We start from the raw sequence: 15,706 nt of genomic DNA on the forward strand, positions 1-15,706 counted from the left end.
AAGCTTATTCGTGTCCTGTTCGCTATGCTTTCTAAGGGTCAGTGCTTTCAGCATCCTGCTCAGGCTCCGTGTTTAATTTCTGATAGTTGACTCCTTATACGGATAAAATAATTTTAATATTTCTATTATATCTTCATCAAATCTTTCTACAAATAGAACCTTTTTCCCAACACCACTGTCTGAAAATTCCAAAACTCTGTTTCCTTTAGAAACAGATGCAACATGCTGCGAATAAACAGACAACATTCCCTTAGCGCGCTTAGACACTAAAACCAACGTATCCGTATCCTCAGGAGCACGAAAAAGGTTAGAAATACCGCCCCTACTCTTCTGTAAAAACACAGGCAGTCTCTTCAAAAAAGTTTTTAAAGAAACCTTCGCTTCAACTGCGCCTTTTACAGGCTTTTCCAAACCACCTAAAAGATAAAGTTTTCCCTCTTTTTCTAAAAAGGTTTCCGTAGGAATTACCAAATCAGCGTCCAAAGCAAAGTCATCAAAGAAAGGAGTAAAGAGAATTTTGAATTTCCCACTTTTCAAAACAGCAAACTTTTCGTTTGAACTAACAAAATAAACGCCAACAGAAGAATTAAGACTGCTTTCAGTCTCAAACTTTTCAGAAATGTAATAGGAATTAGATTCAGGCGGAATTGGATACACAGAGATACCCTGAAAAATTCCTGCAATAGTTTTTGCAATTTCTTCAGATTTAATTAAGTCATAAATAGTCCCACCTATAATTAAGGAAAACTTCTTCCTGCGCAGCAGTTTATTTAAACTTTCCGAAGTTAAAATCTTTTCTACATCTTCATCAACGAAAACTCTGTATGAAACAGAATCAAGTTTTGAAGGAAACTGACCCACCCTGATGATTCTTTTTCGCTCTTGAATAACTTTTAACCTTAATAGCGTTGCAATAACAGGATTGGTCTCCTCTACAAAATCCCCCACAACCACCAGAACGTCGGAATCAAAAGCTTCCTTCAAACTACAAACGTTTAAATTCCCACTAATCTTCTTCAAAAACCTCTGATAATTAAAAGCATCTGAAACAATCCCTTTCGTCCTAAACCTGTCGGCAATCAGGTCAATCTCTTCACAAGTTAGAGAAGAATCCACAAAAACACCAAAATCCCCACCCTCCATCTTCTCTTTTACAACCTCTACAGCCTCCTCAAAAGATATTTCTTTAAAACTACCATTCTCTTTCAACAGAGGCTTTTCAAAGCGGTATTCAGAATAGACAATATCCCAGCCCCACTTCCCGTTAACGCACAGGTATCCTTTATTATCCTCATGGTTAACCCCTATCCTGCCAACTACCCTCTTTATCTCTCCCTCACACGTATCAACTTCCATATAACAGGCACTTCCACACAGCGTACAGGTGGTCCAGGTTTTGTCCAGCTTCCACGGTCTTCCTCTATGTTTGAAGGTTCTATCCAGCAGAGAACCCACAGGACAGACATCTATACAGCTACCGCAGTGTTCACAGCCACTTTTCTCAAAATCTCCATCAAATGGCGAAACGTAAGCCCAATATCCCCTGCCTATTATTCCTAAAACCCTATTACCCATATTCTCACCGCACATTCTGATACATCTTCTACACAAAATACACCTATCGGTATTTATAGCTATCAGCTTGCCCTCAATAAAAATCCCCTTCTTCCTTACCCCTTCCTTATACTTCACCTCTTTAGAAGCGTGCCTGAATCCTGTCATCTGAAGTTCACACTCACCAGACTTATCACACTCCTTACACTCAAGCGCGTGGTTGTTTAAAATCATCCTGATTATCGTAGCTCTTGCCTTCTTTACCTTAGGGGTATTAGTCCTAACAACCATGTTCGGCATAGCCTTTAAGGTGCAGGCAGTTACGAGCCTTGGTGCACCTTCCACTTCAACCAGACAAACACGACAAGCACCTTCAGGTCTCAACTCCTTGTGGTAACAGAAAACAGGAATAACGATACCGTTCCTCTCTGCAACCTTTAAAACGGTCTCACCAGGAAAGGCTTCACACTCTTTTCCATCTATAACTATCCTGAAGCTCTCCATACTTACTCCTTAAAAGGGCATCTCTTTAAGGCTATATGTTTTAGATACTCATCTCTGAACTTCTTCACCGTAGAAACGGCAGGATTATGCGCAGCCATTCCCAGACCGCAAAAGGAGTTCTCCATAGTCTCAGAAATGGTTACTATAGTTTCAAGGTCATCCTCGCTCCCCTTACCGTTCTCTATCCTGTAAAGAATCCTAACTATCCAGTCCGTTCCCTCCCTGCACGGCGCACACTTACCGCACGATTCGTGCCTGAAAAACTTTAAAAGCCTCAACGCTGCTTTCACTATGCAGTCCGTTTCATCTAAAACCATCACAGCACCTGAACCTAACATCGTTCCAGCTTTTGCAAGAGAAGGGAAATCCATCTTCACGTGAATTTCATCGGCGGTAAGAACGCAGCTGGAAGCTCCACCAGGAAAAACAGCCTTTAACTTCCTGTCTTCCTTTATGCCACCAGCATGCTCAAATATTATCTCCTCTAAAGGCGTTCCCATCGGAAGTTCGTAAACGCCGGGCTTTTTCACCTTACCGCTTACAGAGTAAAGCTTCGGACCGGGGCAATCAGGAGAACCTATGGAAGAATACCACTCAGCTCCCCTCTCTATTATCACAGGAACGTTGGCAAGAGTCTCAACGTTATTTACAACGGTAGGTTTCCACATAAAACCGGCGTTAACAGGGAAAGGCGGCTTTATCCTCGGCTCACCCCTTTTACCCTCAAGAGACTCTATAAGAGCTGTCTCTTCACCGCATATGTAAGCACCAGCGCCGGAATGGATATGAATATCAAAAGAAAAGTCACTCCCTAAAATGTTTTCGCCTAAAAATCCCCTCTCCCTCGCCTCTTCTATAGCCTGAAGCAGTATCCTTTTCCCTATCGGATATTCTCCTCGCAGATATATATAACCGACGCTACACCCTGTAGCGTAAGCTCCTATAAGCATTCCCTCTATGAGAGCGTGAGGGTCTTTCTCTATTATCATTCTATCCTTAAACGTGCACGGTTCACCTTCATCGGCATTGCAGACAAAGTACTTCGGTTCTTTAAAATCGGCAGCGGCAAACTCCCACTTTAAACCTGTAGGAAAACCTGCCCCGCCTCTTCCCCTTAAACCGCTCCTTTTAATCTCTTCTATAACGTCCTGGGGCGAAAACTCCTTTAAAACCTTCCTGAAAGCCTGATAACCGCCGTGCTTCAGGTAAACGTCTATACGGTGAGAGTCCTCTCTATCAACGTTTCTGAGAATTACCCTTTCCATTACGTTCCTTCCTTTTAAGCTCTTCTAAAACAGCAATCGCCTTTTCAGGTGTAAGGTGGGTAAACCTTTCCTCGTTAACCGTCATTGCAGGCGCACCGTCACACAACCCCATACACTCAGCTTCCTCAATCGTAAAAAGCCCATCTTCCGTAGTTTCACCAGGCTTAACACCAAAGTAACTACAGAGAGCCTGCAGGATAGATTCACCGCCGTTCAACATACAGGAAAGGTTAGTGCAAACTCTCACAACGTATTTGCCCTTTCTTTGAGTATGATACATGGCGTAAAAGTGCGCAACTTCCTCAACCTCTATCGGTTTGACGCCTAAAAGCTTGGCTATCACCTCTATATGCTCAGGCAAAATTGCAGAAAACCGCTTCTCTGCAATCCACAGCGCAGGCATAATTAAGGAACGAAAAGATGGATAAGGAGAACTTTCCTTCAGCTCTTCAATCTCTTTAATTAGTATCTCTAAATCATTCATCTGAACACCTTCAAAATATTCTCAATCTCCTATTGAAATTATACCAGAACGTTATTTCTCTCCTACACAAATTTAAAGCTACTTGACTTATTTAGTTAATTGTCTAAATTCTCCTAAAGAAATTCACAAGGAGGGACGAAATGAAGGACCTATTAGGAAGAGAAGTAAAAGACCTATCAAAAGAACTCTGGTGGGGAGTCCCAAGAAATCAGATTGAGTGGTACCCAACTATAGATTACGAGAAATGTATCGGGTGCGGAATCTGTTTTATTACATGTGCAGGAAAGAAAGTTTTTGACTGGGATATAGAAAAAAACAGACCGATTGTAGCAAGACCTTACAACTGCATGGTTGGCTGTACAACGTGTGCAAACCTCTGTCCCGTTAAAGCTATCTCCTTCCCCAGCGATGAATACGTAAAGAAGCTGGTAAAAGAATTAAAATTGATTGAAAAAGCAAAGAAGATACTTGAAGAAGCTATAAAGAAGCAGCAAAAGGGGGAGTAAATCCCCCTTAAATTTCTATAAGCTGATACTTCTTTCTTCCCATCTCATAAAGGTCGTTTCCATAAATATCGTTAATAACGAAAGCTGGAAAATCCACCACCTCCAACCTTCTCACAGCTTCAGGTCCTAAATCTTCGTAAGCAATAACTTCCGCCTTCTTAACGCACCTTGCAAGGTAAGCAGCTGCCCCACCTACAGCTCCAAAATAAACGCCCTTAAACTTTTTAATCGCCTCTTTTACCTCCTCGTTCCTTGCCCCTTTACCTATCATACCTTTCAATCCAACCTCTAAAAGCTTAGGCGCGTAAGGGTCCATCCTGTAACTCGTAGTAGGTCCTACAGAACCTATAGGTTTACCCGGTTTAGCAGGAGCAGGACCAGCGTAGTAAATAATCTGCCCCTTAACGTCAAACGGCAGAGGTTCACCTTTTTTTAGCGCTTCAACCATTCTTTTATGAGCAGCATCCCTTGCAGTATAGATAACGCCAGAAATGAGAACAAAATCACCAGCTTTTAAACTTTCAACAACGCTGTCGTCTAAAATAGGTGCAGTAATCCTTATTGCAGACATGCAAACCTCCCATCTCTTAATACCAGCATAGTATAGCAAATGGAATAAATTTCCACCTCAAATCCAATCAGGGAGTAACCGGTAGATGAAAGGAAAAACGGCGCTACTCGCAGTAGTATTTACAGCTTCCATAGGAGCTCTCTTAACTACAGCAAAAGATTGCAGCGCCGAAAAAGAAAACTACAGCAAGCAGACCGTTAAACTGCACGAAGTTCCATCTACGCCATATCCATCTCACGTTTCTCTCTCCTATCTACCGCCGAAAGAGAGGAAGAAAGAATTTATAAAGCTCATGCTTCCCCTGATAGAGAAAGCCAACGAAGAGGTAATGAAAGAAAGAAAATTTTTACTGAGCATAAAAGGAAAAAAGAAACTGACGCCTTTAGAAGAAAAGAAACTTAAAGAATTGAAAAAAAAGTATAAAGCCGATTCTTATGAGGAACTACTAAAAAGGGTAAACATCGTTCCTGTAAGTCTCGTCTTGGCTCAGGCTGCAATAGAGAGCGGCTGGGGAACGTCCCGCTTCTTTACAGAGGCAAACAACGCGTTCGGTATCTACTCCTATTCAAAAAAACGCAAATGCCTGAAAGCAAAGAAGAGCGGCGCATGCCTTAAAGTCTATCCAGACCTTTACGAATCGGTAAAAGATTACATATACAACATTAACGTAAGCTGGGCTTACAAAGATTTTAGAGATGCAAGGAGTAAAGGTGCATCACTTGACACGCTTATAAAAGAATTGGAAAAATACTCCGTAATGAGAAAACAGTACACGGAGTTAGTAAAAAATGTCATTAAGAATAATAACCTTACTGATTTTGACGGTTACGCTCTATCTTTTACCGGCAGTGGCAGCTCCAGATAACTACGCTACAGTTTTTATATTTCACCGCTTCGGGGACCAAAGATATCCTTCCACTTCTGTGCCTATGCGAGATTTTGAAAAGGAAATGAAATACTTAAAAACGCACAACTACAACGTGATTTCAGTGAAAAAGCTATACGATATCGTTTCTTCAGGTAAACCTATCCCTCCCAAAACGGTCGTCATCACAATAGATGACGGATATGAAACAACAATGAAAGCTTTTAAAATTTTGAAGAAGTACAAATTTCCATTTACAGTTTTCCTCTACACAGCAGCCATAAACCGATATCCCGACTTTCTCACCCTCAAACAGATAAAGGAAATGGAAGAGTCAGGATTAGTTACGTTCGGAAATCACTTATACGACCATCCCAACTTAGGCTGGAAAAGATTACACCTTCCAAAAGACAAATACGTTAAACTGCTTAAAAGAGAGGAAAGAAAATCAAGGAAAAGGTTCAAAAGGCTGTTAGGCTACGAACCGGAATTCTTAGCTTTTCCTTACGGAGACTACGACAAAATAAGCCTGAAGTTTTTTAGGAATAGGTATAAACTTCTTTTCTCTCAGGATAGAGGTGCTTTCTCCGGTAGAGAATTTCCCGTTCCGAGAATGGCTGTTGTAGGTTCCCAGTCAGGATTTAAGCTATTTGTAGAAGACCTCAACATAGAGCCCCTACCTGTAGTAAAACATACGCCAGACATAGGATTGACAGACAAAAATCCGGTTAGCGTCAGCTTTGAAATAGAAAACCCCGAAAACTATCATTACTGTTCAATCTACGCTACAGGAGTCGGCTGGCTGAACAACGTTGAAAAAAAAGGAAACGTCGTTAAACTCAAAGATAAGCTAACGCTCGTCAAGTATAAAACCCGAATAGGAATAAGGTGCTACGACAAAAGAACCGGTAAAAAAGCGGAATTCTTCTTTTTAGTTTTAGAGAAAAAGCCGGGAAAATCCCCGGCTCTCACAAACTAATTTAGTAGGGTCTTTTCTTGTAAATCTTCACAGGCTTAACGTACCTATTAACTACTTCTTTCGTTCCGTAAACTTTTAGCTGTTCAAAGAGGAATCTGAACTTATCTTCAAGAGCTTTCATCATAGGTTCTTTAACGTCTGCCGGCAAATCCCAGAAATCTTTCTTGAACTTACCAAAAGCTTTCTTTCTCGTCTTGTAGATAAACTGTTCCTCTGTCCAGCCCTCTTTCCACTCGTTTTTCAGTTCTGTCTTAAGCCAGTTGTAAATTTCATTCTTAAAGTCTTCTGGTAGATGGTCATAAATAATGTTCTGGAAACCTGTAGCGAGGTGAATTTCAGCAGTTTTAACCTCTGGAAACTTGTGGAAGAGTTCATCAGGTAGCGTTGAAGCGCCGTGCTGGACAGCACCTGCCATTGAATACTTCTTCCTTGCAACTTCCCCTATCTTTTCAAGAACGGAAAAGTCAAGCTTTACTTTCGCTATACTTCCATCTGGTAGAGGAACGCCTCCATGCTCTGTTCCCGTCTGGACAGAAATCTTGCTTATACCGGGAACATCTCCAGCAGTTTTCTTAAGCTCTTCAAGGAAACCTTCCATAAAGGCTTCAAACTCTTCCGGCGTTGAGTTTTTACCGCCTATGTGTCCTATCTCTCCGCCGACAGATACCGTTACACCTTCAGGTTCAATTTCTCTTATAAAAGCAGTCATCTTAGCCGTGTTAACGTAGTTGTGATACTGCTGCTCCTTTAAAGTCGGTTTGCTGTAATCAACCAAAGTAGATGGGTCAATGTCTATGTTGTAGAAGTCTGCTTCTATAGCCTCTTTAGTAAGCGCTTTTATGGATTCAAGCTCTTTTTCAGGGTCTTCTGCATACTTTTTGGCGTTAAACTGGAAGTGGTCTCCCTGAATAAAAACAGGACCTTTATAACCTTCTTTTATCGCCGCCGCCAAAGCGCAGGCGGTATATTCAGCAGGACGCTGGTCTGTATAACCAATCTCGGACTTGGCAATTTCCAAGATAAAAGCACCCATATCCTTTTCAACGGCAATCTTGAAAATCTGCCTCATAACGTCGTAGGTAAGCCCCCTTATGTTCATGGCAGGAACGGTAAACCAGAAAGGTATCTCCTCCCTTGCCATTCCGCCGGTGTAAAGGTCGTGAATGGAAGCGGGAACTATGTCAAGCTCAAGGGCTATAGCCCTTATAAGCCATCTTGCACACGCTTTCTCCTTTTCCTCTCCAAATACAGCAGTGTAAACAAGCCTATCTATAAGCTCATCTCTGACTTTCTGTGGGTTGAGGATTTTCACTCTATCTTCGCCAACTTCAACAACGCCGTTTAGAGCGTTCTTAATCTCATCGCACGTAAACTGCATTCTCTAACCTCCTGTAAGGATTTTTTCAAACTCTTTTCTGAAGCGTTCTCTACAGCTTTCGCCTTCTATGAGGCAGGTTTCGGGGATTTTTTCAAGCAAAGTATCTATAAACATATTTACCATATCAGGTGACAATTCTCTAACTTCCAAATCCTCAAGAGCTTCATCAACCAAAAACTCACCCATAGGACCCATTGCAGAAACTAAAATCTCCTTTATCTTCTCTATCCTTTCTTCTGGAACCTTAGGAATCTCTTCTTTGACTTCTTTCTTTTCTAACTCTTCTCTTTCAACTACTTCTGTGGATTCGCAGATAGCTCCTTTATTTAGCAACATCTGTAACTTCTCTACTATTACACCATAAGGAAAAGGAAGAGAAAAAAGTAAACTCTTCATACTCTTACCTTTTGCTATCTCTCTCAACAAACGCCATCCAACTCTGTCAATACAAATTTCACCTTGAATATCCTCAGAAAGCTGAAATTTCAGATTATCAGCAATAGCTTTTCTAACTTCTTCAGGCGTTTCATCAACTTCTTTTGAAAACTCCATCATAACGCCAACCATATCAACAGAACCTAAATGCTCCCGGGAAATAGGTTTTTCTACAAAAAGGAACCTACCTCCCTTCCAGAAAGAGATGTAGTGAAGAATAAGCTTTATAGCTTCCTCCAAAGTTAAACTTTGCGATTTAACAGCTTCCCTTATATTCAAAACAGCAGGTATGCTGGAGTCAAAGCTTATAGCTTTCCCCTGGTCAAAGTAGACAGTAACACTTCCTTCTTCCCCTCGGAAATTCATCTCTCCACTTTTCTTACCCATGCTAACTATCTGGATTAGGTCAAGAATCTCTGAAACAGACCTGAACTCTCCCCTTAATTCCATTTCTATCTCCGATTATAGTTTTTACCACACCGCTAATTGTATAATAAACTGATATAAAATTGAACATTGAGGAGAACTAATGGGAACTTCCCTTAATCAAGACATCAAATTGGGAAAATCCACCTTCCACGTCCAAACCGAATACTACGCCTCTTCTAAAAAGATAGTTTCCAATATTTTCAAAGATGGAGCAATTGTTAAAAGGTTGGAGAAAGATATCAGCACTGAAGAAGCAATAGATGAAGAAGTTAAAAACTTTCACGAATCGGTAGTTAGAAAACTCCTCTCAAGACCAAAAAAGAGAAAACTGGAGCTTTCAAACGAAGTGTTCAACGATATACTGGAACTTGTTTCTCCCCTATTTGGAATAATGTCAACCACAATAGTTGAAGATTGCTTAAAAACGTCAAATACAGCACAAGACCTCATAAATAGTCTAAAGAAAGAGCTTACAGAAGATGAAGCTAAAGAAGTAATACCTAAGGTTATAGCTCTCTTAGAACTTAACGGATATTCTATCAATAAGGATTGACTTTAAACTTCTATAAACTCTAACTTTGATGGAACGCCTATGCTTTGAGCAAACAACTCCAAACTTTGCTTTTCATCATTCCCAAGGTTAAACCTCAAATTCTCAAGGTACTCCATGCAATTTTCACAATTGATACACAGTTTTTTAGAGTACGACTGACAGATATCTTTTAAATTCGCTATACCTTCCTCTCTTGAAACCAAAAGCTTCCTGTAAAATGCCTCCACCTCTTCAGGTCTGCTCTCGTAAACTTCTCTCCTAACAGCCCAAACGGCAAAAACGAACGGAAGACCGTGAATGTTAAACCACTCTTCAGCTAAATCGTAAATAAAGGTAAAACGCTTATTTTTTAAAAGCTTAAAAGCATCGTCACCTATGGTGAGGAGGGCGGTGGGATTTTTGGGCAAATCGTTATCTTTAAGAGAGTAATAGTAATAGTTCGGTTCAACCCCGTAAACGTTTTTCAGCAAATATTTCAAAAGTTCTCTTGAAGTCATAGAGCTTCTCGTAAGCCATACATCTTTCCTGTGTAATTGATGTATAGGTACTGTTGAAAGGAACAAAACGCTCAAAACCTTTCTTTTAGCCGATATAGAAAAATCAGGAAATAGAAGATACTTATCGCTGTTAGATAAATACTCGTAAGAAGATATAACAGATATGTCCAAAAAACCTTCCCTTAAAAGCTCGTTAAGTTCAGAAGGAACGTCTTCTACAAACTCAACGTTATCAGCTTTAACGCTTCCTTTCAAAAAGCCGTAATAAACAGGAATTGTGTTTAGATACTCAATTATCCCTACTTTTAGCATTTTCTCTCACCCTCTTTAAAATTGAACAAACGCTACAAATTTCCTGAGTAGTAGGCATTCCACACTCAGTACATCTTCTTAATTCCAGTTCCTTTTTTAACTCCTTTTCAAACAAAGGCCTCGCCTTCTTCAAAAACTCTTTATAAAAACGTAGTTTCGTTCCAGGCATCTCATGTTCAATCATTGCCAAAGCACGCTTAAAAGTTTTAGAAGTTGACTCTTTAGCGTTTGGACACCCAGTTTCCATAAATCTAATTCCATTTAAGATTGCGTAGCTCACGGTTTCCTTCTCCGTCTGGAAAGCAAAAGGCTTAACTTTCTTAGGAAATCCAGCTTCTTCAGGTAAAACGGGTGATTGTCTGCCTAAATAACCTATCTCCCACCTCATAGTATTAGAGAGCAGCAAAGCTGCCTCATCGTCAAGGTTATGCCCTGTAGCGATAACGTTAATCCCTCTCTCTTTCGCCACCAAATTCATTACGTAGCGTTTAAACGTTCCACAAACGGAACAAACATCTTTCCTCCTTGCTTCCCTTGCAATCTCCTCTATTGAAAATCCAAAACGTTCTTTCAAGCTAAACACCACCAACTCTGCACCGTTCTTCTCCGCAAATTCCCTGCAAATTTCTTCCGAAGTTTTAGAGTAATTCCACCTTTCAATTCCAAGGTTTATGTGCAGTCCCAACGTTTTATAACCCAAAGCAATTAAAACTTTCCAGAGAGAAAGGCTGTCTTTTCCTCCAGAAACAGCCACAAGAACAGTCTCTTTTCTTGTAAACATTCGGAATTTCTTTATAGTTTTCTCAACCTGCTTCTCAAACCACTCTAAAAAGTGCTTTTCGCATAGAGCAAGTCTGTGGTGTCTCAAGAATATGACTGCCTTATTCCTCTTACCTCTATCCTTACAAATTCTACAGAGCATCCATCTCCTCAGCAGCCTTTAAAATTTCTTCTACCGTTACAGTGGCAGTTCCAAGCTTTCCAACCACAACTCCAGCAGCAATATTAGCTATTTCGCCCGCTTCTTCTGGAGTAGCACCACTGGCAAGAGAAAGAGCAAAAACGCTTACAACGGTATCACCAGCACCTGTCACATCAAATACCTGCTTAGCTTTCGTTGGAATATGATAAGCGCTATTCTTCTTTACGATAGACAGCCCTTTCTCACTCCTCGTTATAACAGCGTAATCAAGTTTAAATTTTTCTATAAGTCTCCTGCCGGCTTCTTCCGTTTCTTCATCCGTTTCAGGTTTAATTCCAACAGCCCCAAAAGTTTCTTTAATGTTGGGAGTCATGGTTGTAAGGTTTTTATAAAGGGGATAGTTCTTTTCTTTAGGGTCAAGAAGAACCGGAACGTTTTTCTTTATTTTCCCCGTCAAATCAAAAAGCCTCGCAGTTACAACTCCCTTGCCGTAATCGGAAATAATCACAGCGTCAACGTTGCTTAAATCGTTAAAAACGGAAAGAATTTTACGTTCCACTTCCTCCGATACGTAATTTCTGTTTTCCCAATCAACCCTTAAAAGCTGCTGAGAAGAAGCAATGATTCTCGTTTTTTTAGTGGTAGGTCTCTCTCTGTCAACTATCAAGCTTTCAGTATCAACGTTGTACTGTGACAAAAGTGACTTTAACAGCTCTCCCTCTCTATCGTTACCGATAACTCCAACAGCAACAGGTACAGCTCCTAAAGAAGACAGGTTAACTACCACATTAGCAGCACCGCCCGGTCTATAGGTTGCTTCTTTGGCTTCAACTACCGGCACAGGAGCTTCTGGAGAAATTCTTTCAACTTTTCCGGTTATATACTCATCAAGCATAAAATCGCCTATAACCAAAACCTTCTTACCTTTAAACCTTTGAAGTGTCTCCTTTCTAAACATCAAGGATTCCCTCTTCTCTAAAACTAAAGTAAGAATCTCTTCCGATTATTACGTGGTCAAGAACTTCAATATCTAAAAGCTGCGCAGCTCTTTTTAATTTTTGGGTTATCTTCAAATCTTCACTGCTCGGAGTAGTATCTCCGGATGGGTGGTTGTGAAACAGTATCACCGACGCTGCCAAATCTCTAACGGCAGGACGGAAAACTTCCTTAGGAGTCACGACAGCAGCGTTAACAGAACCTTTAGATATTTCGTAAACGCCCAAAGGAACGTTTTTTACGTTTAAAGTAACTATTCCAAATACCTCTACTTCCAAATCACCGAACCTGCGTAGTAGCTCAAAAGCATCCGGCGGAGTGGAGATAGACGAAACTTTCTTGTCGCTTTTTGTTCTTCTTCCTATCTCAACCGCAGCCTTAACAGCAACAGCTTTAGCTTTTCCAAGCCCCTTAAAACCGATGAGCTCCTGAACGTGAACTTTAGAAAGTCCTTCAAAACCTCCAAAAGCTTTTAGTATCTCGCGGGAAAGGTCAAGAACGTTTTTACCCTTTACGCCTGTTCTCAAAATTATCGCTAAAAGTTCAGAGTCCAACAGGTTTTCCGCCCCTACTTTTAGAAGCTTTTCTCTCGGTCTGTCGGACTCTGGAAGTTCTTTAACGGTGTAGTAAGACATTACCCGTTCAACTCCTTTAGAACCCTTGCGCACCTTTCACAAACGTCAGGATATTCACTGTCTTTGCCAACCGTTTCGCTGTACATCCAGCATCTTTCACACTTATTACCCTTGGCTCTTTCAACAAAAACTTTTATTCCGGTATCCTCATCAAAAACAGCCGTTTCAGGAGCTTCACTTAAAGGCTTTACTTCAGCTTGAGATGTAATAAATATGTATGGAAGCTGTGAAGCGTATCTTTTAAGCAGGTCGTAATCGCTACCTTCAGCGTAAACGGTTACTTTAGCTTCTAAAGAGTGTCTTATCAGGTCTTCACTTCTTGCCTTTTCAAGACCTTTATTTACAGCTTTCTTAATTTCTATGAGCCTGTTCCAGGTTTCTAAAACTTCTCCATCTCTATCTTCGCAGTAAGGTGGAAACTCTTCAAGGAAAACCGATTCCTTTTCTTTTCCGGGAATGTGTGAGTAAACTTCCTCGGCAGTAAAGGAAAGTATAGGCGCTATTAGAATGGTTAATCCTTCAAGTATTCTGCAAATGGCTGTTTGAGCGCTTCTCCTCTTTTTAGAGTCTGGATGTTCGCAATAGAGGGTATCCTTCAGTATGTCAAGATAAATGGCGCTCAATTCGTTTGAACAGTATTCGTAAACCATTCTGTAAACTCTGTTGAACTTATAGTCGTTGTAGGCTTTGATTATTTCGTTCTTCAGGTTGAAGAACCTGTTTATCGCCCACTTGTCTATTTCTTCTAACTCGTCGTAGTTTAGTGCTTTATCAGGCGTAAAATCGTAAAGGTTACCTAACATAAACCTGAAAGTATTTCTAATTTTCTTGTAACTTTCTGCTATCTTCCTTAGTATGTTCTCTGAAATTCTTACATCTTCTGTAAAGTTTTCGCTGGCAACCCAGAGCCTCAATATGTCAGCGCCAAACCTCTTAACTATATCGTTAGGCGAAATAACGTTACCCAAAGATTTGCTCATCTTGTAGCCTTTCTCGTCAAGGGTAAACCCGTGAGTCAGAACAGACCTGTAAGGCGCTCTTCCTCTCGTTCCGCAGGACTCTAAAAGGCTTGCCTGGAACCAGCCTCTATGCTGGTCTGAACCTTCAAGGTAAAGGTCAGCCGGTGAAGAAAGTTCTTCTCTCTTTTCTAAAACGGCTGCATGCGAAGAGCCGGAATCAAACCAGACGTCTAAAATGTCCTTCTCTTTCTCAAATTCCTTACCACCGCACTTGGGACAGGCAAAACCTTCTGGAAGCAGTTCAGAAGCGGATTTTTCATACCAGGCGTCGGCTGATTCCTTTTCAAAAATATCGGCAACGTGGTCTGCTAACTCTTTTGAGTAGATAACCTCTCCGCAGGATTTGCAGTAAAAGGCAACTATCGGCACGCCCCAAATTCTCTGTCTTGAAATACACCAGTCTGGACGCTGTTCAACCATGTTCCTGATTCTCGTTTTACCCCAGGCAGGTATCCACTTTACCTTTTCTATTTCATCAAGAGCCACTTTTCTTAGAGTTGGCTGCCCTTTATCCATTGAAATAAACCATTGAGGAGTTGCTCTAAAGATAACCTTCTTTTTACATCTCCAGCAGTGGGGGTAGGAGTGGGTTATCTTTCCAGCGTAAAGCAAGTGCCCTGTTTCTTTTAGCTTTTCAAGGATTTTGTCGTTGGCATCCCATATCTTCATTCCGCGAATCCACTCTGGAGCTTCATCTGTAAAGCGACCGTAGTCGTCAACCGGCACAATTACAGGAAGGTTATACTTTAATCCCACCTGATAGTCCTCTTCACCGTGACCGGGAGCTATGTGAACGAGTCCCGTTCCAGTATCCGAAGAAACGTAGTCGGCTAAAACGGTTTTTCCTTTTCTATCAACAAAAGGATGTTCATACTCTATCCCTTCTAAATCGCTACCTTTGAAAGTTTTTACTGCATTGTTTGAAATGCCCGTTTTTTCCGAAAAATCTTCTGCAAGTTCTTTCGCCACCAAATACCTTTTACCTTCGCTTTCAAGAACAACGTATTCAAGGTCTGGATGAAGCGCAACGGCAACGTTGGCAGGTAAAGTCCACGGGGTTGTTGTCCAGATAACCAAATACGTTCCTTCGTCAAGCTTTCCTTTACCGTCTGTTACTTTAAAGGCAACGTAGATAGATGGAGAAGTTTCCTCTCCGTATTCAATTTCCGCTTCGGCAAGAGCAGTAACGCAGGTTGGACACCAGTAAACCGGCTTTTTCGCCCTGTAAACCAGTCCCTTTTCGTAAAACTTACCCAACTCCCTTAGGATTGTTGCCTGATAGGAAGGGTCCATAGTTATGTAAGGGTTCTTCCAGTCTCCCAAAACGCCGAGTCTGATGAATTCTTCTTTTTGTGTCTTAATCCACTTTTCAGCATACTGCCTGCACTTCTTCCTAACTTCTATCGGGTCAACTTCATCTTTCCTTTTCTTTATTTCCTTAAAAACAGCTCTTTCTATTGGAAGCCCATGGCAGTCCCAGCCGGGAACAAAAGGCGTAAAGTAACCTTGCATCGCCTTTGATTTAATAACGATATCTTTAAGTATCTTGTTTAAGGCGTGTCCTATGTGAATGTGACCGTTGGCGTAAGGCGGTCCATCGTGAAGGATGAATTTGCAGTCACACTTGTGGCTTTCTAACAGTTTTTTGTAGAGATTTATTTCATTCCAGTAGGAAAGAGTTTCAGGTTCTTTTTTGGGCAGGTTACCTCTCATCGGAAACGAGGTTTTGGGTAGGTTGAGCGTCTCTTTGTAGTCCTTTTCGCTCATCTATTCTCCTCCGGGGACTTTAATTTGTGCTATAT

At 41.1% G+C, this 15,706-nt stretch carries 15 protein-coding genes; 4 read left to right on the plus strand and 11 right to left on the minus strand.

Annotated elements, in window-relative coordinates:
* Nucleotides 1-72 precede the first annotated feature (72 nt).
* Genes QOL23_RS07270 through QOL23_RS07280 form a run of 3 tightly spaced genes read right to left on the minus strand, consistent with a single transcriptional unit; the run spans nucleotide 73 to nucleotide 3,807 of the window.
* Nucleotides 73-2,058: a 2Fe-2S iron-sulfur cluster-binding protein gene (locus QOL23_RS07270; RefSeq protein ID WP_283400926.1), complete on the minus strand. Its 1,986-nt coding sequence runs from the start codon at nucleotides 2,056-2,058 to the stop codon at nucleotides 73-75.
* A gap of 2 nt (nucleotides 2,059-2,060) precedes the next feature.
* Nucleotides 2,061-3,323: an NADH-quinone oxidoreductase subunit NuoF gene (gene nuoF, locus QOL23_RS07275; protein WP_283400927.1), complete on the minus strand. Its 1,263-nt coding sequence runs from the start codon at nucleotides 3,321-3,323 to the stop codon at nucleotides 2,061-2,063.
* Nucleotides 3,295-3,807 (minus strand): NADH-quinone oxidoreductase subunit NuoE family protein, encoded by a 513-nt coding sequence (locus QOL23_RS07280; protein WP_283400928.1) that lies wholly within the window; start codon nucleotides 3,805-3,807, stop codon nucleotides 3,295-3,297. Before QOL23_RS07280 ends, nuoF begins: the two co-directional genes overlap by 29 nt.
* Before the next feature lie 140 nt (nucleotides 3,808-3,947).
* Here QOL23_RS07280 and QOL23_RS07285 point away from each other — a divergent pair, with 140 nt between their 5' ends.
* Nucleotides 3,948-4,313: a 4Fe-4S dicluster domain-containing protein gene (locus tag QOL23_RS07285; RefSeq protein WP_283400929.1), complete on the plus strand. Its 366-nt coding sequence runs from the start codon at nucleotides 3,948-3,950 to the stop codon at nucleotides 4,311-4,313.
* A 7-nt stretch (nucleotides 4,314-4,320) separates the two neighbouring features.
* Here QOL23_RS07285 and QOL23_RS07290 read toward each other — a convergent pair whose 3' ends face one another.
* Entirely contained in the window at nucleotides 4,321-4,884 is a 564-nt protein-coding gene (locus QOL23_RS07290; protein WP_283400930.1) for a Fe-S-containing hydro-lyase, read from the minus strand.
* Between the two features lie 85 nt (nucleotides 4,885-4,969).
* Between QOL23_RS07290 and QOL23_RS07295 the strand changes: the two genes are divergently transcribed.
* Nucleotides 4,970-5,749 carry a glucosaminidase domain-containing protein gene (locus QOL23_RS07295; protein ID WP_283400931.1) on the plus strand — a complete coding sequence of 260 codons (780 nt, stop codon included), beginning with the start codon at nucleotides 4,970-4,972 and terminating at the stop codon, nucleotides 5,747-5,749.
* Nucleotides 5,673-6,728 (plus strand): polysaccharide deacetylase family protein, encoded by a 1,056-nt coding sequence (locus QOL23_RS07300; RefSeq protein WP_283400932.1) that lies wholly within the window; start codon nucleotides 5,673-5,675, stop codon nucleotides 6,726-6,728. Before QOL23_RS07295 ends, QOL23_RS07300 begins: the two co-directional genes overlap by 77 nt.
* A gap of 1 nt (nucleotide 6,729) precedes the next feature.
* Here QOL23_RS07300 and QOL23_RS07305 read toward each other — a convergent pair whose 3' ends face one another.
* Together QOL23_RS07305 and QOL23_RS07310 are read right to left on the minus strand one after the other, a co-directional pair.
* Nucleotides 6,730-8,106: a class II fructose-bisphosphate aldolase gene (locus QOL23_RS07305; RefSeq protein ID WP_283400933.1), complete on the minus strand. Its 1,377-nt coding sequence runs from the start codon at nucleotides 8,104-8,106 to the stop codon at nucleotides 6,730-6,732.
* 3 nt (nucleotides 8,107-8,109) lie between these two features.
* Nucleotides 8,110-8,991 (minus strand): DUF4388 domain-containing protein, encoded by an 882-nt coding sequence (locus QOL23_RS07310; RefSeq protein WP_283400934.1) that lies wholly within the window; start codon nucleotides 8,989-8,991, stop codon nucleotides 8,110-8,112.
* Between the two features lie 79 nt (nucleotides 8,992-9,070).
* Here QOL23_RS07310 and QOL23_RS07315 point away from each other — a divergent pair, with 79 nt between their 5' ends.
* On the plus strand, nucleotides 9,071-9,523 hold the full coding sequence (locus tag QOL23_RS07315) for a hypothetical protein (RefSeq protein WP_283400935.1): 453 nt from the start codon (nucleotides 9,071-9,073) through the stop codon (nucleotides 9,521-9,523).
* A gap of 2 nt (nucleotides 9,524-9,525) precedes the next feature.
* On the opposite strand, the gene QOL23_RS07320 is transcribed toward QOL23_RS07315, so the two are convergent.
* The 5 genes from QOL23_RS07320 to ileS are packed head-to-tail and all read right to left on the minus strand — an operon-like array spanning nucleotide 9,526 to nucleotide 15,671.
* Nucleotides 9,526-10,332, minus strand: coding sequence for a menaquinone biosynthetic enzyme MqnA/MqnD family protein (locus QOL23_RS07320; protein WP_283400936.1), 807 nt, complete (start codon nucleotides 10,330-10,332; stop codon nucleotides 9,526-9,528).
* Nucleotides 10,310-11,254 carry a TIGR00269 family protein gene (locus QOL23_RS07325; protein ID WP_283400937.1) on the minus strand — a complete coding sequence of 315 codons (945 nt, stop codon included), beginning with the start codon at nucleotides 11,252-11,254 and terminating at the stop codon, nucleotides 10,310-10,312. Before QOL23_RS07325 ends, QOL23_RS07320 begins: the two co-directional genes overlap by 23 nt.
* On the minus strand, nucleotides 11,244-12,212 hold the full coding sequence (rfaE1, locus tag QOL23_RS07330) for a D-glycero-beta-D-manno-heptose-7-phosphate kinase (RefSeq protein ID WP_283400938.1): 969 nt from the start codon (nucleotides 12,210-12,212) through the stop codon (nucleotides 11,244-11,246). Before rfaE1 ends, QOL23_RS07325 begins: the two co-directional genes overlap by 11 nt.
* The gene (gene radC / locus QOL23_RS07335) at nucleotides 12,205-12,885 is read right to left on the minus strand and encodes a RadC family protein (protein WP_283400939.1); all 681 of its coding nucleotides are present in this window, start codon (nucleotides 12,883-12,885) and stop codon (nucleotides 12,205-12,207) included. Before radC ends, rfaE1 begins: the two co-directional genes overlap by 8 nt.
* Nucleotides 12,885-15,671: an isoleucine--tRNA ligase gene (gene ileS, locus QOL23_RS07340; RefSeq protein ID WP_283400940.1), complete on the minus strand. Its 2,787-nt coding sequence runs from the start codon at nucleotides 15,669-15,671 to the stop codon at nucleotides 12,885-12,887. Before ileS ends, radC begins: the two co-directional genes overlap by 1 nt.
* Nucleotides 15,672-15,706: the final 35 nt, after the last annotated feature.

It is taken from the genome of Desulfurobacterium pacificum, from assembly GCF_900182835.1.
Lineage (GTDB): Bacteria > Aquificota > Aquificia > Desulfurobacteriales > Desulfurobacteriaceae > Desulfurobacterium_B > Desulfurobacterium_B pacificum.